This is a genomic window from Enterobacter cloacae complex sp. IR5428, from assembly GCF_049238585.1.
GTDB lineage: Bacteria > Pseudomonadota > Gammaproteobacteria > Enterobacterales > Enterobacteriaceae > Enterobacter > Enterobacter intestinihominis.
The window spans coordinates 258,357-278,428 of sequence record NZ_JBMKHV010000006.1; the positions used below are offsets into that span (position 1 = coordinate 258,357).

20 protein-coding genes, 2 tRNA genes and 1 pseudogene are annotated in these 20,072 nt (G+C 55.0%); 11 read left to right on the forward strand and 12 right to left on the reverse strand.

Features of this window, described 5'->3' with window-relative positions; genetic code table 11:
* The first annotated feature begins 41 nt into the window (after positions 1-41).
* The 4 genes and pseudogenes from ACOTXC_RS11345 to ACOTXC_RS11360 all read left to right on the forward strand — a co-directional run bounded on the left by ACOTXC_RS11345 (position 42) and on the right by ACOTXC_RS11360 (position 4,025).
* Positions 42-1,449 (forward strand): annotated as a pseudogene (locus ACOTXC_RS11345) (DUF1996 domain-containing protein).
* A gap of 92 nt (positions 1,450-1,541) precedes the next feature.
* The gene (locus ACOTXC_RS11350) at positions 1,542-2,852 is read left to right on the forward strand and encodes a sensor histidine kinase (protein WP_421767657.1); all 1,311 of its coding nucleotides are present in this window, start codon (positions 1,542-1,544) and stop codon (positions 2,850-2,852) included.
* Complete coding sequence (locus ACOTXC_RS11355; protein ID WP_022647886.1) at positions 2,845-3,456, forward strand: response regulator transcription factor; 612 nt, start codon at positions 2,845-2,847, stop codon at positions 3,454-3,456. The genes ACOTXC_RS11350 and ACOTXC_RS11355 overlap by 8 nt, the downstream gene beginning before the upstream one ends.
* Positions 3,457-3,545: 89 nt before the next feature.
* A complete protein-coding gene (locus ACOTXC_RS11360; protein ID WP_022647887.1) occupies positions 3,546-4,025 on the forward strand; it encodes a GlcG/HbpS family heme-binding protein in 480 nt (159 codons plus the stop codon).
* Positions 4,026-4,063: 38 nt separating this feature from the next.
* Here the strand turns inward: ACOTXC_RS11360 and ACOTXC_RS11365 are convergent, their stop codons facing one another.
* Entirely contained in the window at positions 4,064-4,204 is a 141-nt protein-coding gene (locus ACOTXC_RS11365) for a hypothetical protein (protein ID WP_003857665.1), read from the reverse strand.
* A gap of 125 nt (positions 4,205-4,329) precedes the next feature.
* Here ACOTXC_RS11365 and ACOTXC_RS11370 point away from each other — a divergent pair, with 125 nt between their 5' ends.
* Positions 4,330-5,112: an MBL fold metallo-hydrolase gene (locus ACOTXC_RS11370; RefSeq protein ID WP_023305998.1), complete on the forward strand. Its 783-nt coding sequence runs from the start codon at positions 4,330-4,332 to the stop codon at positions 5,110-5,112.
* A 72-nt stretch (positions 5,113-5,184) separates the two neighbouring features.
* Positions 5,185-5,820 carry a carbonic anhydrase gene (locus ACOTXC_RS11375; protein ID WP_022647889.1) on the forward strand — a complete coding sequence of 212 codons (636 nt, stop codon included), beginning with the start codon at positions 5,185-5,187 and terminating at the stop codon, positions 5,818-5,820.
* Positions 5,821-5,848: 28 nt separating this feature from the next.
* Here the strand turns inward: ACOTXC_RS11375 and ACOTXC_RS11380 are convergent, their stop codons facing one another.
* The 4 genes from ACOTXC_RS11380 to mdtK all read right to left on the reverse strand — a co-directional run bounded on the left by ACOTXC_RS11380 (position 5,849) and on the right by mdtK (position 9,251).
* The gene (locus ACOTXC_RS11380; RefSeq protein ID WP_421767658.1) at positions 5,849-7,444 is read right to left on the reverse strand and encodes an FAD-NAD(P)-binding protein; all 1,596 of its coding nucleotides are present in this window, start codon (positions 7,442-7,444) and stop codon (positions 5,849-5,851) included.
* A 122-nt stretch (positions 7,445-7,566) separates the two neighbouring features.
* Positions 7,567-7,643 (reverse strand) — tRNA-Val (locus tag ACOTXC_RS11385).
* Positions 7,644-7,647: 4 nt separating this feature from the next.
* A tRNA-Val gene (locus ACOTXC_RS11390) sits at positions 7,648-7,724 on the reverse strand.
* Between the two features lie 153 nt (positions 7,725-7,877).
* Positions 7,878-9,251, reverse strand: a complete 1,374-nt coding sequence (gene mdtK, locus ACOTXC_RS11395) for an MdtK family multidrug efflux MATE transporter (RefSeq protein ID WP_032622176.1) — start codon at positions 9,249-9,251, stop codon at positions 7,878-7,880.
* Positions 9,252-9,476: 225 nt separating this feature from the next.
* Here mdtK and ACOTXC_RS11400 point away from each other — a divergent pair, with 225 nt between their 5' ends.
* Positions 9,477-10,118: a riboflavin synthase gene (locus tag ACOTXC_RS11400; RefSeq protein ID WP_022647892.1), complete on the forward strand. Its 642-nt coding sequence runs from the start codon at positions 9,477-9,479 to the stop codon at positions 10,116-10,118.
* 33 nt (positions 10,119-10,151) lie between these two features.
* Here ACOTXC_RS11400 and cfa read toward each other — a convergent pair whose 3' ends face one another.
* Both cfa and punC read right to left on the reverse strand, forming a co-directional pair.
* The gene (gene cfa / locus ACOTXC_RS11405) at positions 10,152-11,300 is read right to left on the reverse strand and encodes a cyclopropane fatty acyl phospholipid synthase (protein ID WP_022647893.1); all 1,149 of its coding nucleotides are present in this window, start codon (positions 11,298-11,300) and stop codon (positions 10,152-10,154) included.
* 298 nt (positions 11,301-11,598) lie between these two features.
* Positions 11,599-12,798: a purine nucleoside transporter PunC gene (gene punC, locus ACOTXC_RS11410; RefSeq protein WP_023299943.1), complete on the reverse strand. Its 1,200-nt coding sequence runs from the start codon at positions 12,796-12,798 to the stop codon at positions 11,599-11,601.
* Between the two features lie 113 nt (positions 12,799-12,911).
* On the opposite strand from punC, the gene punR reads away from it, so the two are divergent.
* Entirely contained in the window at positions 12,912-13,823 is a 912-nt protein-coding gene (gene punR / locus ACOTXC_RS11415; RefSeq protein WP_022647895.1) for a DNA-binding transcriptional activator PunR, read from the forward strand.
* A 17-nt stretch (positions 13,824-13,840) separates the two neighbouring features.
* On the opposite strand, the gene purR is transcribed toward punR, so the two are convergent.
* On the reverse strand, positions 13,841-14,866 hold the full coding sequence (gene purR, locus ACOTXC_RS11420; RefSeq protein ID WP_006809011.1) for an HTH-type transcriptional repressor PurR: 1,026 nt from the start codon (positions 14,864-14,866) through the stop codon (positions 13,841-13,843).
* A gap of 297 nt (positions 14,867-15,163) precedes the next feature.
* Here purR and ACOTXC_RS11425 point away from each other — a divergent pair, with 297 nt between their 5' ends.
* Together ACOTXC_RS11425 and ACOTXC_RS11430 are read left to right on the forward strand one after the other, a co-directional pair.
* Positions 15,164-15,253, forward strand: coding sequence for a YnhF family membrane protein (locus tag ACOTXC_RS11425; protein ID WP_003857632.1), 90 nt, complete (start codon positions 15,164-15,166; stop codon positions 15,251-15,253).
* A gap of 160 nt (positions 15,254-15,413) precedes the next feature.
* A complete protein-coding gene (locus tag ACOTXC_RS11430; RefSeq protein WP_421767659.1) occupies positions 15,414-16,580 on the forward strand; it encodes an MFS transporter in 1,167 nt (388 codons plus the stop codon).
* Positions 16,581-16,617: 37 nt separating this feature from the next.
* Here ACOTXC_RS11430 and sodB read toward each other — a convergent pair whose 3' ends face one another.
* Positions 16,618-17,199, reverse strand: coding sequence for a superoxide dismutase [Fe] (gene sodB, locus ACOTXC_RS11435; RefSeq protein WP_421767660.1), 582 nt, complete (start codon positions 17,197-17,199; stop codon positions 16,618-16,620).
* Positions 17,200-17,321: 122 nt separating this feature from the next.
* Positions 17,322-18,080, reverse strand: a complete 759-nt coding sequence (locus ACOTXC_RS11440; protein WP_023299947.1) for a C40 family peptidase — start codon at positions 18,078-18,080, stop codon at positions 17,322-17,324.
* A gap of 338 nt (positions 18,081-18,418) precedes the next feature.
* Between ACOTXC_RS11440 and grxD the strand changes: the two genes are divergently transcribed.
* Positions 18,419-18,766: a monothiol glutaredoxin 4 gene (grxD, locus tag ACOTXC_RS11445; RefSeq protein WP_003832760.1), complete on the forward strand. Its 348-nt coding sequence runs from the start codon at positions 18,419-18,421 to the stop codon at positions 18,764-18,766.
* A gap of 78 nt (positions 18,767-18,844) precedes the next feature.
* On the opposite strand, the gene rnt is transcribed toward grxD, so the two are convergent.
* Positions 18,845-19,504, reverse strand: coding sequence for a ribonuclease T (rnt, locus tag ACOTXC_RS11450; protein ID WP_126314813.1), 660 nt, complete (start codon positions 19,502-19,504; stop codon positions 18,845-18,847).
* A gap of 96 nt (positions 19,505-19,600) precedes the next feature.
* Positions 19,601-20,008 (reverse strand): lactoylglutathione lyase, encoded by a 408-nt coding sequence (gene gloA / locus ACOTXC_RS11455; protein ID WP_022647898.1) that lies wholly within the window; start codon positions 20,006-20,008, stop codon positions 19,601-19,603.
* Positions 20,009-20,072: the final 64 nt, after the last annotated feature.

Sequence of the window (20,072 nt, forward strand, 5' to 3'; positions counted from 1 at the left end):
CGTTTTGTTACCACTATCTCCTTTCTCAGATGGAGATGATAATGAAACGGACAGTATTAACCCCCGCGCTTTCTGCCACCGTGCTATTGCTTGCCATGCAGGCGGCACACGCTGGTCCACAGGCGCATGTTGTATGCAGTTATTCCCATACCCTCGGCGATGATGCCATTATGATGTACGGCATGCCCAACGAGGCCATGCTGCACGATTTTTTTGGTAACGTGCAAACGGATGCTTACTCCAGCCATGAATCGCTGCGTACCCAGGAAAAGACCACCTGCGATAACAAAGCAGACAGCTCGGCCTACTGGGCTCCGTCGCTAAAATTACCGGACGGAACGGTGGTCAAACCCGCCTATCAAAAAAACCTATTATCAGGCATCGAACGTTGACGCCTGGCCACTGCACCCGTTCCCGGCGGGGCTGTCGCTGCTGGCGGGCGATCATCACGGCACCGCGCCAAATCCACATATCACCTTTTTATGCGCCAACGGCAAGGGCTACACCACCAGAACGGGTGAAGTCTGCGGTTTACGCAAGGCGAAGGATGCCGTGCAGTTTAATATCGGCATTCAGTTCCCGAACTGCTGGGACGGGGTCAACCTGAAGCCCGCCCACGGCCTGGCTAACGCCACCTACGATACGAAAGGACAGTGTCCGTCCGCCTTCCCGGTGAAGATCCCGACGGTGAACATGAATATTGCGTACGTGCTTCCGACAATTAGCTCTCTGGATACCAGTAAAGTCCAGCTTTCCCTCGACCCCACCATGCATGGCAGTGAACGTGAAGAGCGATGGGGGAGCCTGTATACGGCGCATGCTGACTTCATGAACGGCTGGACGGAAGATGCCGCGCGCTTTATGACCGACCTGTGCATGAACCGCGGAATGGATTGCGGCACCACCGTGCCGTATGGTTATTCAAAAGCGAAGGCCAACGTCTGGCTCAGCAGCATGGAACCCGCACTTTCACAACCCGATCCCCAGGTCTTACTGGTGCAGGACAACTGGAAGAACGGCGGAAGGATGAAAAACAGCGAAACATTGTCGCTGGTGAAGTTCAACATTCCTCCGCTGCCTGCCGGACAGGATCCTGCCCAGTTTAAATACCGCGTGAGAATTTATGGCGGGAAAGTGGAAACCAACGGCGCGGATCAAATCTTCTTCTATCCGGCGAGCAACGACTGGGATCCGGCCACCGTGAGCTGGCATTCACGGCCGCGCTGCAACTATCGCTCAGATGCGGTGCTTTACCTGAACCACTCCCGCGAATACCGGATGGTGGACGTGGATAAAGCGGTGCGCAAGGCGCTGGCAGAAGGGAAAACCGAAATTTCGTGGTATATCGGCGGCGATCGTCAGGGAAACCACTATCAGTTTGAGACGGGGTCATCTCAACAAAGCCTGATCCTGATGCTGACCGGGTTTAGCAAAACGCCGGAGATCTGATAACGCCCGCGTTTTTTTGTTCTCAACAGCGTTAACTGGTAATGTCGACAGCCTGAATGACTGCGCCCGTTAACGCTATGAGCTTAAATAAGATGATAAAGCGCAGCATCGCTGCATGGGTGGCGGTCTGCCTGATAAGCGGTATGCTGCTTTATGCGGAACAGATACGTCGCCAGTACTGGGAGCGCGATCGCGAGTTTACGGCACGCTATTCGGCGATCGGCGCGGTGCTGACGCAAAACGAATCGGTGCTTCCGCTTCTGAGCGGCGATGAAGATATTACCGCGTTACGCAAAAAGTTTCCTTCTGTCCTGGCCCTGGAAAAAACCGCGGGGCGTGCGCTGGACGCCCCGCGTGTGGAGCCGTTTCGCGGGGTGCAGTACTGGTTATATAATCCCTGGCGGCAGATACGCGTGCTGGTCGATCTAAGCGCGCTGATTCCCGCGCGCCATAGCTTTGCGCAGCTGCATCTTAACGTCACGAACGGCGATGGTCCGCCATCCTCCGGCGCTTTCTGGCGCTGGCAGCGCGCTTTCCCGCAGCATACCCAGCCCTTCGTTCTTACAGCCGAGGCAGAGCCTGACTGGTTCAGCGTTTCCCTGCTGCCTTACCTGCTGCTCTTTCTGACGTGGGGGGGAGCGATTGCGGGCGTGGGAAGCGTGCTCTGGCAGCGCAAACAGCGGCAGCAGGCCGAGCAGCGCGCCCGCTATTATCAGCATGCCAGGCTTAACACGCTGGGGGAGATCACCGCGGGCATTGTCCATGAAATTAACCAGCCTCTTACCGCCGTGCAAACCTGGATCCAGGGGGCGCAGCGACAGCTCGAGGCTAATCCGCAGGCCGTGCCGCAGGCGCTTGCGGCCGCGCTGCTGCAAACGCAACGCATCAGCGCCCTGCTGACGCGCTTTCGCGAGCATGTGGTACAGGAGAAGGTGACTCTGCGCGAAACCGATCTGGTGCAGTGCTGGCAGCAGGTTGAGAGCCTGCTGGAGCACGAGCGCAAATCGAACCGTATCGCGGTCATCCACGCGTTTGCAGCGGACGCCACGACCGTGCTGGCAGACAGGCTCTGGCTGGAGCAGATACTGCACAACCTGCTCAGCAATGCGATTCAGGCTCAGCAGGAGAGCACGCACGGCTGGGTGCGAATCGACAGCCAGAAAAACGAGAAGGGCATTCTGGTCACGCTTACTGACGGCGGGCCGGGATTTAGCCCGGAGGCCCTGCAAAACGCTTTTATGCCCTTCTTTAGCGGATGCCCCGGCGGAACGGGGCTGGGGATGACGTTAACCGAAACGCTAATAACCCGCATGACCGGCTCGATTGCCCTGGGCAACGCCCCGCAGGGTGGGGCGCAGATCCGGTTGCAGCTCGCAGAAGGTAAGGAGACAAAGCATGGATAAGGTGGTCTGGCTCATTGATGACGATGAGTCCATCAGGGAATCATTGACGTTTTTACTCTCCGGAATGGGCTGGCAGGTTAAGGCATTCGAGAGCGTCGATGCCTTTACGCTGGCGCACGGCGGCGAAACGGCGCTTGTCGGCTGTCTGCTTCTGGATATGCGCATGCCGGGCAAGAGCGGGCTTGCCTGGCTGGAAGAGGGTGAATGGCCCTGGCCGCTGCTGCCAGTCGTTATCATGACCGGGCACGGAACGGTCGACGCCTGCCGTCGCGCGTTTCGCAACGGCGTGTTTGAGTTCTTCACCAAACCCCTGGATGCCGACAGGCTTATCGAAACGGTTGGCATGGCTTTCGAAGAGAGCCTGCGGCGATCTGCCGCCTGGCAGGATATCTCGCGGATTAAAGCGCGATTCGAACAGCTAACCGCGCGGGAGCACGAGGTGTTGACCGTGCTGATGGAAGGATGCAGCAATAAAGAGGCGGCTGCGCGTCTTAACCTCTCCCCGAGGACCGTGGAAGCGCACCGCGCGGCGGCGTTTGCCAAGCTTGGCGTCAGCAGCCTGGTTCAGGCGAGCCGGGATTATGACAAATTGCAATCCGTATAACTACCAGGTGAAGTGCGTAATCAACCGAATTACGCGTAAACGCGCGCTTCAGTAATCTCGGGTTGTCTCCCAACACTCGAGGAAGTGCAATGAAAAAAGTATTGATGGTGGCAGCGCTGGTTGCAGGTAGCGTAAGCCTGGCTGCACGGGCGGATGCGCTGAATCAGAAAAGCCTCTCTCTGGCACAGGCTAACGCGCTGGCAACGTCTGCTGTTAAGGCCTGTATGGCAAAGAACTATCAGGTTACGGTGACCGTGGTTGACCGCGCAGGGGTAGTTAAGGCGGTGCAGCGCACGGATAACGCTGGTCCACATACGGTAAAAGCCAGCGAAATGAAGGCATATACCGCGCTGAGTACGAAAAACGCGTCAGGCAAGGTAATGGAAGCTGCACAGACTAACGCGGGCGCGCAGAATATGCGTGATGTTCCCGGCTTCCTGCTGCTGGCGGGTGGTTTACCGGTAAAAGAGGGCGATGAGGTGATTGGGGCGATTGGCATCGGCGGTGCGCCGGGCGGTCATCTTGATGAAGCCTGTGCCCAGGCGGCCATTAACGGGGCCGGACAGTAATTCATAAAAAAAGCACCGGCATGGCCGGTGCTCTGTATTCAGATCTTGCAGGCATCGCCGCAGTCGTCATCGGCGACAATCGCCTGGGCTTTTTTATCCGCATCGTCGAGACGTTCCGCGTTGCGCTCTTCTGCTTCATCCAGCCCGTTAAAGACTAAGTTATCGAGATCAATTTCCATGTGCCACCTGCGTTATTCAGTTTTTGATACTGGCACAGTATAAGTCAAAAAAAGCGGGCCAGGCACCCCTCAGCACATATGGATAATCCCTGCCATACTCAGTGCTTTATTGCTGAGGAAAGCCGATGATTACACTCTGTAAAACCTGCGGTACCGCTTACGATGAACAGCCCAAAAACTGCCCGATTTGCGACGATGAGCGCCAGTATGTCCCGGTGACGGGCCAGGCATGGACGGACTTCGACAGCCTTACGACCACGCACACCAACAAATGGCAACAGCTGGAGCCGCAGCTGTTCAGCATCAAAACCGTTCCCGCTTTTGCCATCAACCAGCGGGCGCTTCTGCTGAGTACGCCGCAGGGCAATGTTCTGTGGGACTGCATCGCCAATCTTGACCTGGCGACCAGAGCGTTAGTTGACGCGCTCGGGGGCATCAGCGCGATCGCGATTTCGCACCCACATTACTACACCACCATGCAGGAGTGGGCCGCCGCGTTTAACGCGCCGATCTATCTGCACGCCAGCGATCGGCAGTGGGTGATGCGTGACAGTCCGGCGATACGCTTCTGGGAGGAGGACGCCCTGGAGATTATGCCGTCGGTGACGCTGCTGCGTCTGGGCGGGCATTTTGCAGGCGGCACGGTGCTGCACTGGCAGTCAGGCGACGGCGTGCTGCTGGCCGGTGATATTTTGCAGGTTACGCCTGGTAAGGACGCCGTGTCGTTTATGTGGAGTTATCCGAATATGCTGCCGCTGCCTGCCCGCACCGTTGAGGCGGTGATCGGTCGACTGACCGGGAAAACGTACCAGCGACTGTACGGGGCCTTTGAAGGGCAAAACATCCCGGCGAACGCAGATGAGATTGTGCAGCGGTCGGGCCAGAAATATATTGCTTGTCTCCGCTAAGGCACGGTGGTTAAATTTTACGAGTGTGATCGCGATCATACCTAAACTAAAACAGATAAAAGAGAAATGGCTATGCAACATATCATTGAAGGTTTTCTCAGCTTTCAAAAAGAGATTTTCCCGCAACGTAAAGAGCTTTTTCGTAGTTTAGCGTCCAGTCAGAATCCCAAAGCGCTGTTTATCTCCTGCTCCGACAGCCGTCTGGTTCCGGAACTGGTCACGCAGCAGGAGCCAGGACAGCTCTTTGTCATTCGAAACGCGGGCAACATTGTGCCACCGTTCGGGCCGGAGCCTGGCGGTGTCTCTGCAACCATCGAATACGCGGTAGTGGCCCTTGGCGTGACCGATATTGTTATTTGCGGCCACTCCAACTGCGGCGCGATGAAGGCGATTGCTGACAACGCCGATCTGGAGCCGATGCCAGCCGTTTCCCACTGGCTGCGCTATTCTGATGCGGCAAAAGCGGTGGTTGAGAAGAAAACCTGGGATCAGCCAATCGATAAAGTGAATGCGATGGTGCAGGAGAACGTCTTTGCTCAGCTGAGCAACATCAAGACCCATCCGTCGGTGGCGGTAGGCCTGCGCAACAACGCCATTCGCCTGCACGGCTGGGTGTATGACATCGAAAGCGGCAAAATCCTTGCCCTGGACAAGAACACTAAATCCTTCGTGTCGTTGTCGGAAAACCCGGAAGTCTTCTTCGAGTAATCCGACACCGCAGGGCAGGGAAGCCCTGTTAAAACTCCGTGTAAGGTAACTTCCGTCGCACGCCAGATGCAGGATTCCCCGCCGCTTTCGCCATCGCTTTACCAATTTCAGCGCACTCAGACAAACCCTGAACAAACGGATGATCGTGCATCAGCCAGGGGATCGCCCCAAAAGCGATACGTCCGCGCAGAGACGCAGGTGACAGCAACGTGTAGTCTTCCCCCACGTCCGGTATCTCATCCCCCGTTTCCTCAAGCTGTTTGCGCAGCGTCGGGAAGGGAATATCCTTATTTTTGAGCGGTTTCTGCCCGCGGGCATCGATAAAGACGTCGAAGCGATAACGCTTTTCTTTCGTGGTGATGACGGTCTGATCGCTGCCGATATCCAGGTCGTAATCATCACCGAGTGCGACTACGCTAATGATCCCTGCCTCGCGCAGTGCCAGTAACCGGCGGATAGACTGCGGTGGAATGGCGGCATAGTTATCAATAAACACACGCTCCAGCCCGGATTTAAACCGTTCTCTGTCACGTTCATTGAGTGAAGGGACAATGGCCTGAACTACTTCATGCAGACGAAGCACGGTATAGCGCCAGGCAACGGTGCGTTTCTCGCACTTGTTGCGCTCCACTTCTTTCAGATTCGCTTCGGCCCAGGTGAAAGGACCATGCTTTTTACGATCCTCAAACCAGACATCACGAAGCGTGTCAGCATTCAGCGTGCCGATCGCTATCGCCTGGCACCAGCGCGGATCGGCCAGCTCAAGCTCTTTCACCATCAGCGCAAAGATGCGGTCAAGCAGCCCGTCAGGGCCTTTGGCAATTTCGCTTTCTGCCACAGACTCCGTTAACACCGACAGCGGTTCATAAGGGATAGGGCAGTAAAAGTCGGCCTCCGGGAGAACGCCCGAGCGGGACATCAGCGTGATGTTTAGCCCCTCACTACCTTTATTGACAACGAACTGCTTCCCGCTAAACCGACCATGCTGCATTACTACCGCCATAGCAGCGTCCAGTCCGCTGAGGGAGGTACCCATAATCCCCACCTCACAGGCTCGGATATCCGCGTCCATCAGCCCCGACCATGGGCTTGGGAAATAGTCGCGGGTGGATTCATCTTCATCAGGCCAGACGTGACCGGTGGCGACCACTGCAAGATCAAACCGCCTTGAGAAAGGGGCATCGTTCACTGACAGGGCCACGCCGTCTGCATCAGCCTTAATATCAGTGACTTCTGCGTTGGGGTGAACCTCGATATGAAACCCAGCCTTTTTCGCCTCGGCAACGACGGCGAGAAAACGGTCGTGAAAATATTCACCCAGCAGAATACGCGGCAGAAACTGCCGGTCATTCAGTCTGTCTTTGTCGACGTTATAGCGGGCAAGATGGGCTTCACTCTGCTGTTTGAGCCAGTCGAGGTAGGTGATAAAAATGGGCGGGATTTCGATACTGGCGATATTCGCCAGCATCAGCCGGGAGTTATCCTCGTCGCTGTAGGGCATCCCTACGCCGGGTTGGTCTGCTTTTTCGAACACGGTGACCGACAGCGGTGCTGCGTTGTTAAGAAGTGAGTAAAAGGTGTAAATCCCTGTTGGGCCTGAGCCGATAATGGCGATTTTTTTCATCGAAAGCGTTCCTGCGTTTCTGAACCATAGAATAAGCGTAGCAGGAGAAAGGTTAAGTCATTCAATGAAGGGAAAAATTAAGACGTTCAGAAGAGGATTTTTGCACCATTTCAGGACTGAAATGGTGCGTCCGAGTGGACTCGAACCACCGACCCCCACCATGTCAAGGTGGTGCTCTAACCAACTGAGCTACGGACGCAGAATGGTGCGTTCAATTGGACTCGAACCAACGACCCCCACCATGTCAAGGTGGTGCTCTAACCAACTGAGCTATGAACGCATTGTGTTGTCGGTGACAACGGGGACGAATATTAGCGGCACAGCACCAAGGTGGCAAGAGGGAAAATGCATTTTTCTCTCTGATTTCACGCGATTGCTTCATTACCGCGCAAAGTGAAGAGAAAGTAGCCGCCAGCCGGCGGCTACTGTGTCATTAACGCGCAGCGCGTTGCAAAATGACCGCAGACGACTGACGTTGCAGGAAGCGCATGCGCAGCATCATCATAATGGCTGCAGACGTTAAGCCGATGATAAAGCCCATCCAGAATCCGGCTGGCCCCATGCGATCCACCACCAGATCCGTGAGCGCCAGAATATACCCACTCGGCAGGCCCAGAACCCAGTAAGCGATAAAGGTGATAAAGAAGATGGAACGCGTATCTTTATACCCACGCAGCACGCCGCTGCCAATTACCTGGATGGAGTCAGAGATCTGGTAAATGGCCGCAAGCAGCATCAAATGCGAGGCCAGGGTCACTACTTCCGGGTTGTCGTTATAGAGCAGGGCAATTTGCTCACGCAACAGCACGGTAAAGAGCGCGGTACAGACTGCCATGCAGACGCCGACGCCCAGCCCGGTGCGGGCTGCCGTTTGCGCATCCAGCGTCGAGCCTTGCCCCAGACGGAAGCCCACGCGAATCGTCACCGCAGCAGCCAGGGACATCGGCAGGACGAACATCAAAGAGCTGAAGTTCAGGGCGATCTGGTGGCCTGCCACGTCAATAATCCCTAACGGCGAGACTAGCAGGGCGACAACGGCAAACAGCGTCACTTCAAAGAACAGCGCCAGCGCAATGGGCAGACCCAGTTGGGTAAGGCGGCTCATCATCGACCAGTCAGGCGTGCTAAAGGCGGTGTCGTTACGAATGTCGCGCATGGATCGCGCATGTTTAACGTAGGTGAGCATACAGCCGAACATCACCCAGTACACCGCAGCCGTCGCCACGCCACAACCCACGCCGCCGAGTTCCGGCATGCCAAAATGACCGTAGATGAAGATGTAGTTCACGGGAATGTTCACCAGCAAGCCGATAAAGCCCATCACCATGCCCGGCTTGGTTTTTGCCAGCCCTTCACACTGGTTACGAGCCACCTGGAAGAAGAGATAACCGGGCGCGCCCCAGAGCAGGGCGCGCAGATAACCGACTGCTTTATCTGCCAGCGCCGGGTCGATATTATGCATGGCGCGAATAATATACCCGGCGTTCCACAGGACGATCATAATCAGGACGGAGACACCCCCGGCCAGCCAGAAGCCCTGGCGCACCTGATGGGCTACGCGGTCGCGTCGACCGGAGCCGTTAAGCTGCGCGATAACGGGCGTCAGCGCCAGCAGCAGGCCGTGACCAAACAGAATGGCCGGGAGCCAGATTGAGGTTCCGATCGCCACGGCGGCCATATCGGTGGCGCTGTAACCACCGGCCATTACCGTATCCACAAATCCCATTGCGGTTTGGGCTACCTGAGCGACGATCACCGGTATGGCCAGTGCCAATAACTGACGCGCTTCGATCATATACTTCTGCACGTGAACACCTTTGTATTGTAGTTATTTGAGAGACTAAAAAGGCCGCCGTTACTGGCAGCAAGAAGAAAAAACAGAGGGATGCCAGCTATTGTAGCGGGGTTTAACTAATTATCTAGTGAAAAAATCGCCAGAAATTGCGCATCACTGGCAACCTGTTTTTTCAACTGTTATTGTGGTGGGATTATACGGTGTCATCGCCGTTCGGAATGAACAGGAGCTGTAAGCATGTTTACTGGTATTGTGCAGGGCACTGCCAAAGTGGTGTCCATTGATGAAAAACCGAATTTCCGCACTCACGTAGTTGAGCTGCCTGAATATATGCTCGACGGCATTGAAACCGGGGCGTCGATAGCGCATAACGGCTGCTGCCTGACGGTGACCGAAATTAACGGTAACCAGATAAGCTTTGATTTAATGAAAGAGACGCTGCGCATCACTAACCTGGGTGAGCTGGTGGTGGGGGATACCGTCAACGTTGAACGCGCGGCGAAATTCAGCGATGAGATTGGCGGGCATCTGATGTCGGGCCATATTATGACCACCGCAGAAGTGGCGAAAATCGTGACCTCGGAAAATAACCGTCAAATCTGGTTTAAGGTGCAGGATCCGTCATTAATGAAATACATCCTTTATAAAGGATTTATTGGCATCGATGGGATTAGTCTGACCGTCGGTGAAGTGACGCCAACGCGTTTTTGCGTGCATTTAATTCCTGAAACGCTGCAACGTACTACGCTTGGCGCAAAAAAACTGGGGCAGCGCGTAAATATCGAAATTGATCCGCAGACCCAGGCGGTCGTGGATACCGTTGAGCGCGTGCTGGCGGCGAAAGAGGCGGCGATAATAAAGGCCGTGGAAGAAGAATAAAAAAAAATAACCCCGGTTACCCGGGGTTATTTTTCAGCGGGCCACGCGCAGGCCGTGCTCAATCCCACGACTAAACACCACCTGCCACAGCTGTATATCCCGCGCGCGGAACGCACCCGCGCAGGCATTAAGATAATAGCTGAACATCCGTTTGAATCGTTCCGAATAGTTGTCGGCGATTTCAGGCCATGCAGCCTGGAAACGTTCATGCCAGGCCATCAGCGTGGTGTCGTAATCTGCGCCGAAGTTATGCCAGTCTTCCACAATAAAATGCGGTTCGCTGGCGTTCGCAATCTGGCGAACAGAGGGTAAACAACCATTCGGGAAGATATATTTGTTGATCCAGGGATCCACATTGTTATCGGTGCGTTTAGAGCCGATGGTGTGTAGCAGGAAAATTCCGTCAGGCTTCAGGTTATGGTCGGCGACGTCGAAATAAGTCTTGTAGTTCTTTGGCCCCACGTGCTCGAACATACCCACGGAAACAATCCGATCGAACTGCTCATTCAGGTCGCGGTAATCCTGAAGCCGAATATCGACATCCAGACCCAGACACCGTTCCTGTGCCATCTTCTGCTGTTCAGCTGAAATCGTGACGCCGACTACGCTGACACCGTAATGTTTCGCCATAAACCAGGCAAGGCCGCCCCAACCACAGCCGATGTCCAGCACGCGCATGCCGGGCTGCAACTGCAACTTATCGCAAATCAGCTGTAGCTTATCCTGCTGCGCCTCTTCCAGGGTTGTCGCTTTTTTCCAGTATCCGCAGGAATACTGCATTAACGGGTCGAGCATACGGCTGAAAAGATCGTTGCCCAGGTCATAATGCTCTTTACCGACGATCCACGCGCGCTTTTTACTTTGCAGATTGAACAGGCGGGCGGAAGCGATACGTAACGTATCTTTGAAATGACGAGGGAGCTGATTTTCAAGACCGGCGCGTAAAACGCTGGAGAAGAACATATCCAGCCGCTCACACTCCCACCAGCCGTCCATATAGCTTTCACCCAGCCCTAACGATCCCTCCTGTAACACGCGTTTGAAAAAATCGGGATGTTTAATCTGGGGGTCGGAGGGGGATGAGCCATTAATCGTAATGCCCGCACGTCCCAACAGTTCACTGACGATCCGGGACCAGTTATCGTCCGGAACGCTGACTTCTTCTATACACGATGAACTCATAGCTTCTCCATCACCTTGCTGTGATCAGAACCTTAAAACAGCGTAGACGCTTTTTTGGTTTGTGAGAAATCTCACGGTAAATGCCCGCGAGGCTAATATCCGACGTAGAACAGAGGAAGGGAGATAACCCTTGCCGAAATGCCTTCCATGGTAAAACGGGAGCGCTCCGGCTCCCGTTAACACTTAATATTTATCGTATTTAATCGAACCAAATTCAGTATAGGCCGCAAAATTTGGTGATTCAACAGAAAATTGTTAGCAACCTAATCACTGGTTTTTAACATAGTTTCCCGCGTAATCAGGCGTGCGACGTTTCTGTCTGCGCGTTTTCACTCTGCTCGCGATGGGCGGAGGACTGCATGCGATAACCCAATCCTGCCAGCACAACGGTGACCAGCATCACGCTGGTGGTGGTGAGCAGCGGGGTTGCAATCAATGCAGAGACCACGAGACTTGCCAGGAAGCACAGGCCAAGTTGCAGGGTATTTTGCAGCGCGGCAGCGCGGCCTGTCGCCTGAGGGAATGGACGCAGCGCCTGGGCTACAACAATAGGGTAAATGGCCCCGTTAGCGATCGCCATGACGCAGAACGGAATCAAAATTTCTGCAAGCCCGGCGCCGGGAATAAAGCCGACAGCCCAGGTCGCAATCACGCTTAGCGCATACAGCACCAGCAGCCAGGGCAGCATCTGCTGGCCTTCCCATTTTTGCAGCGCGGCGCGACAGCCATAGCCACCCACCAGGAAGGCGATGGTCTGTGGTACATAGCTCAGGCCGATAGCCGCCGGGCTGTAGCCCATGTCATGCAAAATGAACGGCGAACCGGTCAGCCAGGCAAAGAAGCTGGCAGAGCAGGCGGCATAAATCAGCACGTTACCGCGATAGGCTTTCGACCGCAGTAAAGAGGTAAAGGTGATGGGCTTCGCGTCCGGATGCGTCTCTTTTTTATGCGCAGGTTTAAGCCCGAACGCGGGCAGCATCAGGACCAGCGTGATCGCAAAGAGCGTGGCGAAAATGGCCTGCCAGTCGAAATGCGCCAGGATCCAGCTGCCCAGCAGCGGAGCGAGCGCCGGAGACAGGCCGACCAGCGGCATGATGGTGGCGAAAATGCGGTTAGTGCGTGAGGCGGGGTAGTAATCGGTCACCAGCGCCTGCCAGGTGACCGCTGCGGCACAGACGCCGACCGCCTGAATAAAGCGCAACACCAGTAACCAGGCGGCATCGCGGACCCACAGCATGCCCAGACAGCCTACGGCAAAAATCGCCAGTCCCAGCAACAGAACGGGCTTACGGCCAAAACGATCAGAGAGCGGTCCCCAGAGTAGTTGCGCAAAAGCAAAACCTGCAAGGAATAAACTCAAACTGGCGCTGATGGCGGCGGCAGGAGTTTGCAAATCTTCCTGCATCGCGGCGAAGGCGGGCAGATACATGTCGGTCGCCAAAAAGCCCAGCACGCTTAAGCCGCCGAGCCAGACTAAAAATCCTTTCCTGGGTTGCACTGTTTTTTCTCCTGAGGAGGCAGGTGTACGTTGGCGCAGAGTGTAGGGAGTGCAAAGCGGCTTGTGAAACGCTAATATTTGGCGGGTGCATTCAAAAAATTTGCAGGCTAAAGATGTGGTCAGATTATTCCCTTGAAGTGGTTGATGCGGTGGCGCGTAACGGCAGCTTTACTGGTGCCGCCCAGGAGTTGCACCGCGTTCCCTCGGCTATCAGCTATACGGTGCGCCAGCTGGAAGCGTGGCTGGCGGTCCCGCTGTTCGAGCGGCGTCATCGCGACGTGGAGCTCACGCCTGCCGGCGCGTGGTTTTTGAAGGAAGGCCGGTCTGTTATCAAAAAAATGCAGATCACCCGTGAGCAGTGCCAGCAGATCGCCAACGGCTGGCGCGGGCATCTCGCTATCGCGGTGGATAACATCGTTAAGCCGGAGCGGACCCGGCAGATGATCGTCGATTTCTATCGTCATTTTTCCGACGTCGAACTGCGTGTGTCGCAGGAAGTGTTCAACGGCGTATGGGATGCGCTGGCGGACGGCAGGGCGGAGATGGCGATTGGTGCAACCCAGGCGATCCCGGTTGGCGGGCGCTACGCGTTTCGCGACATGGGCATGCTGAGCTGGACCTGCGTGGTCGCGCGCGATCACCCGCTGGCGGCGCTGGACGGGCCGCTGAGTGATGACACCTTACGCAACTGGCCCTCGCTGGTGCTGGAAGATACCTCCCGCTCGCTGCCCAAGCGCATTACCTGGCTGCTGGATAATCAGCGCCGCGTGGTTGCGCCGGACTGGGAGTCGTCAGCCACCTGTCTGAGCGCGGGGCTGTGCGTTGGCATGGTGCCGGTGCATTTTGCGCGCCCGCGCATCGACGCGGGAGAGTGGGTGGCTCTGACGCTGGAAAATCCTTTCCCGGATGCTGCATGCTGTCTGACGTGGCAGCAAAACGACGTCTCGCCCGCCATGGCCTGGCTACTGGATTATCTGGGAGACAGCGAAACGCTTAACCGGGAGTGGTTGCGGGGACCAGCGTAGCTGGCCCCGTAAAGAGATTAACGTCGGTAGTCGCGGAACGGACCGTCGGCAACGGAACGGCGTTCAATCAGGCGCGGGTGGACCTCAATGGACTGGGACTGTTCTCGCTTGTTGACGATCCTGTCCATCAGCATATTGAAGGCCGTTTCACCCAGCGAATCTTTCGGCTGGTGAATGGTGGTCAGCGCCGGGGTAAAGAAACGGGCGTTGCGAACGTTATCATAGCCGATCACCGAGATGTCCTGCGGAACGCGCAGGCCGAGTTCATCCGCCGCGCAGAGCGCGCCCATTGCCATGATATCGCCGCCGCAGAACACAGCGGTAGGGCGATGCGGCTGGGAGACGATCTGCTGCATGGCGCGATAGCCCGACTCCGGCTCGAAATCGCCCTGGACAATCCAGTTTTCTGGCACGGTAATCAGCGCCTCTTCCATCGCTTTCATGAAACCGGCCAGACGGCCAGCACCGGTGTTACGCTCCAGCGGGCCCGGGATCACGCCAATTTCACGATGCCCGCGTTCTACCAGATAACGCCCGGCCATGTAGCCGCCTTCAAAGGCGTTATCAATAACAGAGTCGGTGAAGTCTGCGCGCGCCTCGCCCCAGTCCATCACTACCATCGGAATGTGGCGATACTCTTCCAGCATGGAAAGCACCGACTCAGGGTATTCAGAACACATGACCAGCAGGCCGTCGACGCGCTTTTGCGCCATCATCGACAGGTAAGCGCGCTGTTTTTCAATGTTGTTCCACGCGTTGCCCAGAATCAGGGTATAGCCTTTCTGAAAGCAGTTTTTTTCAACGGCTTCGATGATTTCAGCAAAGTAAGCCGCTTCACTGCTGGTGGCCAGCAGGCCAATCGATTTGGTGTGATTAACCTTCAGGCTACGGGCGACCGCACTTGGCGAGTAGTGCAGTTCTTTGATTGCCGCCCAAACGGCATTACGCGTCTCTTCTGCGACGAAACGCGTTTTGTTAATAACATGTGATACGGTTGTAGTGGAAACGTTTGCGCGTTTTGCTACGTCTTTAATTGTTGCCATTAAATGTCACTCCAGACCATATCCTAAGCTCCTGAAAAAAATGAAGGTAAACGTTTGCCTTCTCTCACCCTTATTACGCAAACATGAGTTGCGACACGCCGGGAAAACGACACAGGACGTCAGGAGGGGGTCAGTGGCCGGTACGCTAATAAATTTAGCGTGGAATTTTGTCCTATCTTGATGAAAAGGGGAAGAGGTAAAGTGGATATCCGTTTAAATCCTGGAAGATTTTTGACCTGAACTGTGTAAAAATGAGCAAGCTCACTTTTCGTAGGGTGAATAAAAGGAGAAAAATTGATGAGTACCGATCTGAAGTTTTCGCTGTTTACCACCATTGTTGTTCTTGCCCTGATTGTTGCGGGTGGTTTAACCGCTGCGCTGCACTGATTTAGGTGGAGGGAGAGTCTTCTCCCTCCCTTGCCGCTATTGTTACCTCTCCGGCAAAAATCTTTTGCCAAAATGTTAACTTCTCATTTTTTGTGATTAATGTCATGCTTTTGCCTTCTTAGTCTGTGCCGGGTAACGGCACGGTATCCGGAGTCTTTTCATGAAAATCAATTTTCCCCTGCTGGCCCTGGCGATTGGCGCCTTTGGGATTGGCACCACTGAATTCTCCCCGATGGGGTTATTGCCTGTTATCGCCCGGGGTGTGGACGTCTCTATCCCTGCGGCCGGTATGTTGATTAGCGCCTATGCGATCGGCGTGATGGTGGGCGCACCGCTGATGACGCTGCTGCTTTCGCACCGCGCGCGACGCAATGCGCTGATTTTCCTGATGGCAATTTTTACTCTCGGAAATGTGCTTTCCGCGATTTCGCCGGATTACACCACGCTGATGCTTTCCCGTATTCTGACCAGCCTGAACCACGGCGCTTTCTTCGGGCTGGGCTCGGTTGTTGCCGCAAGCGTAGTGCCAAAACATAAGCAGGCCAGCGCGGTAGCCACTATGTTTATGGGCCTCACTATCGCTAATATCGGTGGCGTTCCCGCTGCCACCTGGCTCGGAGAAGCCATCGGCTGGCGTATGTCTTTCCTCGCAACCGCCGGACTGGGCGTGGTCGCGATGGTCGCGCTGTTCTTCTCGCTGCCGAAAGGAAGTGCGGGAGAACGTCCGGAAGTACGTAAAGAGCTGGCGGTGCTGATGCGTCCTCAGGTGTTGTCCGCGCTGCTCACCACGGTGCTGGGGGCAGGGGCGATGTTTACGCTCTACACCTATATCTCCCCGGTGCTGCACGACATAACCCACGCAACGCCACTCTTTGTTACCGCGATGCTGGTGCTGATTGGTGTCGGGTTCTCGATTGGCAACTATCTCGGCGGGAAATTTGCCGACCGCTCCGTCAGCGGGACGCTGAAAGGTTTTTTAACGCTGCTGATTGTCATCATGGTGGCGATCCCGTGGCTGGCGCGAAACGAAGTGGGCACCGCGATTGCCATGGTGGTGTGGGGCGCCGCAACCTTTGCCGTGGTGCCACCGTTGCAGATGCGTGTAATGCGCGTTGCGCACGAAGCACCGGGGCTTTCTTCGTCCGTGAATATCGGTGCGTTTAACCTGGGCAATGCGTTGGGGGCCGCAGCGGGCGGGGCGGTGATCTCCAGTGGTTTGGGTTACAGCTTTGTGCCGGTGATGGGGGCGATCATTGCCGCACTCGGCTTGCTGCTGGTGTTGATGTCCGGGCGTAAACAGCCAGAAGCGGTGTGTACGGCGGAATAAATAAAAACGCAGAAGGGTTGCCCCTTCTGCGTGTCCCTTATGCGGCGAAGTTCTTCGCAACAAATTCCCAGTTAACCAGTGCCCAGAAATGTTCCAGGTAGTTCGGGCGCGCATTACGGTAATCAATGTAATAGGCGTGTTCCCATACGTCCACGGTCATCAGCGGCGTTGCGCTGGTGGTCAGAGGGGTACCCGCATTAGTGGTGGAAACGATAGCCAGTTTGCCATCAGCCTCTTTTACCAGCCAGGTCCAGCCGGAGCCAAAGTTTTTAACGGCTGCGTCAGTAAATTTCGCTTTGAATTCCGCGAATCTGCCGAACGCGGCGTTAATCGCTGCGGCCAGCTCACCGGTAGGTTCTCCGCCTGCATTTGGAGCCAGGCAGTGCCAGTAGAAGGTGTGGTTCCACACCTGAGCGGCGTTGTTGAATACGCCACCGTCTGAACTGCGCACAATCTCTTCCAGCGTTTTGCCTTCAAAATCGGTGCCCTTGATCAGGTTATTCAGGTTGGTGACATAGGTCTGGTGATGCTTGCCGTAATGATACTCCAGGGTTTCCGCGGAAATGTGCGGAGCCAGGGCGTCTTTTGCATACGGTAGTGCAGGTAATTCGAACGACATTGCTACTCTCCTTATAGTTTTATACGTTGCCAATAACCCTACAGACAACAAGGACAGAATAGCAAATTGAAAGGGTATGCAAAAGAGGAACTTACCCCGCCACGGAGGCGGCAGGGCAGGGTCTAGCGAATGGTTTTTGGCGTCATCACTCGGCGCGCACCCACATAGTGGCGCACCCAGTAATCTTCACTGAGGGAGGTGATCTGAATGTCCTGACCGCTGCGCGGTGACTGGATAAATTTACCGTTACCCACATACACCCCAACGTGATCGGCCGTGCCGCGTCCCTGGGTGCGGAAGAACACCAGGTCGCCATTTTGCAGTTCGCCACGGTTTACAGGCGCGGCGTCGCGCAGATGGTACATCTCATTGGCGGTGCGTGGAATGCGAAACTTCACCAGATCTTTATAGGCATAATAAACCAGCCCACTACAGTCAAAACCGGTGCGCGGAGAGGTGCCACCCCAGCGATATGGTTTACCTATTTGCCCCATCAGTTTATTCATCGCCGTTTTTTGCGCTTTCTGCATACGCGCTTTATGCACGTCAGCCAGCTTCGTCACTTTTGCGCATTTCGTTTTATGGCCTTTGCGCACGGTGCATTTATCATTCACCAGGCTGGCGGTCGTGCGAGTGGTTTTGTGCGTGCCGGAACGGAGAGTTTTGGTTTTACTGGAGGCGGTCTTTTTGGTGTGAGCGGTGGTTTTCTTCTTTACTGTTTTGCTGGTGGTTTTTTTCTTACGTTCTGTGGTTTTTGCCAGATGCGTTTTTTGTACAGCAGAATGCCGCGCCTGTTCGGAGGCGTTCGCCGCTGGCGTAAATGAGAGTGTGGTAAACAGTAAAGCACAGAGCGTCATCGAGATTTTAGTTATCCGCGCCACTGGGCAGTCCCCTGATAAGTGCGAGCCAAAATACATACCCGCATGAGATTTACAAAACCAGTCGATTCTAATCCATAAAATCGGAATAAGTTAATAGCATTTTTCATTCAAAAAATGTGTTTCGTTAGCAAGTGCAAAAAAATTCACCATTCTGTCGCACTCTTGTTCGCTCCTTAAGCAAAACCGCACGGCGCGCAGCCTTAAACGTCATTATCAATGCAACTTTACGCGATAGCGGATAAAATAATGAGACGTGACAAAAATGTTATTTTCCGATGTCGGCCTGACCCGCTACAATGTCAGACTGATGCCGTAACAGAAGTTAAAGGAAGCAAGACATGAGCACCACTATTGAAAAAATTCAGCGCCAGATCGCTGAAAACCCGATTCTCCTGTACATGAAAGGTTCTCCGAAGCTGCCAAGCTGCGGCTTCTCCGCGCAAGCGGTTCAGGCGCTGTCCGCCTGTGGTGAGCGTTTTGCTTACGTTGATATCCTGCAAAACCCGGACATCCGCGCTGAGCTGCCAAAATACGCAAACTGGCCGACCTTCCCACAGCTGTGGGTTGACGGTGAACTTGTTGGCGGCTGTGATATTCTGATTGAAATGTATCAGCGCGGCGAACTGCAACAGCTGATCAAAGAGACTGCGGCGAAGTATAAAACCGAAGAGCCGGACGCAGAATAAGTTTTCTGCGGATATAAAAAAGCGACCACATTATGTTGGTCGCTTTTTTTTGTCCTGTGGGGCTGTTGATTACCCAGTCTACGATTGAAGATCGGCCTCGCCGCCCATCGGCAGCGGCCAGCCACCCAGACGTTTCCAGCGGTTGACGATCTCACAGAACAGCTCCGCCGTACGCTCGGTATCGTATAACGCGGAATGCGCCTGGGTGCCGTCAAACGCAATACCCGCCGTGATGCAGGCTTTAGAGAGCACGGTTTGCCCCAGCGCCAGGCCGCTCAGCGCGGCGGTGTCGAAGGTCACAAACGGATGGAATGGATTACGCTTTAGCGAGGCGCGCTCGGCGGCAGCCATGGTGAAGCTGTGATCGAACGTAGCGTTGTGGGCCACCATGATGGCGCGGCTACAGTCATTCTCTTTCATGCCTTTGCGCACCATTTTGAAAATGGCGTGCAGCGCCTCGTATTCGCTTACCGCCCCGCGCAGCGGGTTTGTCGGATCGATACCGTTAAAGGCCAGCGCCTCTGGCTGTAAATTTGCCCCTTCAAAGGGTTCAACGTGGAAATGCAGCGTGGTGTCCGGTACAAGCCAGCCCTGTTCATCCATCTTCAGCGTGATGGCGGCAATCTCAAGCAGCGCATCGGTTTTAGCGTTAAATCCGGCTGTTTCTACATCAATGACAACGGGATAAAAACCACGAAAACGGTCGCACAGACCGGTAAATTGAGCGTTATCGGACATCAGGGTCTCTTACAAGGGGGAAAAAGCAGTGCGCATTATGGCAAATTTTGAGAGGGGATGCAGCAAAACAACGGGCGCATAGTGCGCCCTGCGGGATCAATTGCCCAGACCGCGACCAGCGTCTTTAGCTTCGATCAGTTCGATTTTATACCCGTCCGGATCTTCAACAAACGCAATCACGGTGGTGCCGCCTTTAACCGGACCGGCTTCACGGGTGACGTTACCGCCATTGCTGCGGATACGTTCGCAGGCTTCAGCCGCATTGTCCACTTCCAGCGCGATGTGGCCGTAAGCCGTACCCAGCTCGTAGCTGTCCACGCCCCAGTTGTAGGTCAGCTCGATGACCGCTTCTTCAGATTCCGGGCCGTAACCGACAAACGCCAGAGAGTATTTATATTCCGGATTTTCGCTGGTGCGCAGCAGCTTCATGCCCAGAACGTTAGTGTAGAAATCGATGGAACGTTGCAGGTCGCCAACGCGCAACATGGTGTGAAGTAGGCGCATAATTTCCTCATTAACCAGTGGAATGGATTATCTTTTTGAACAGAAACGATGTTTTAGTATAGCG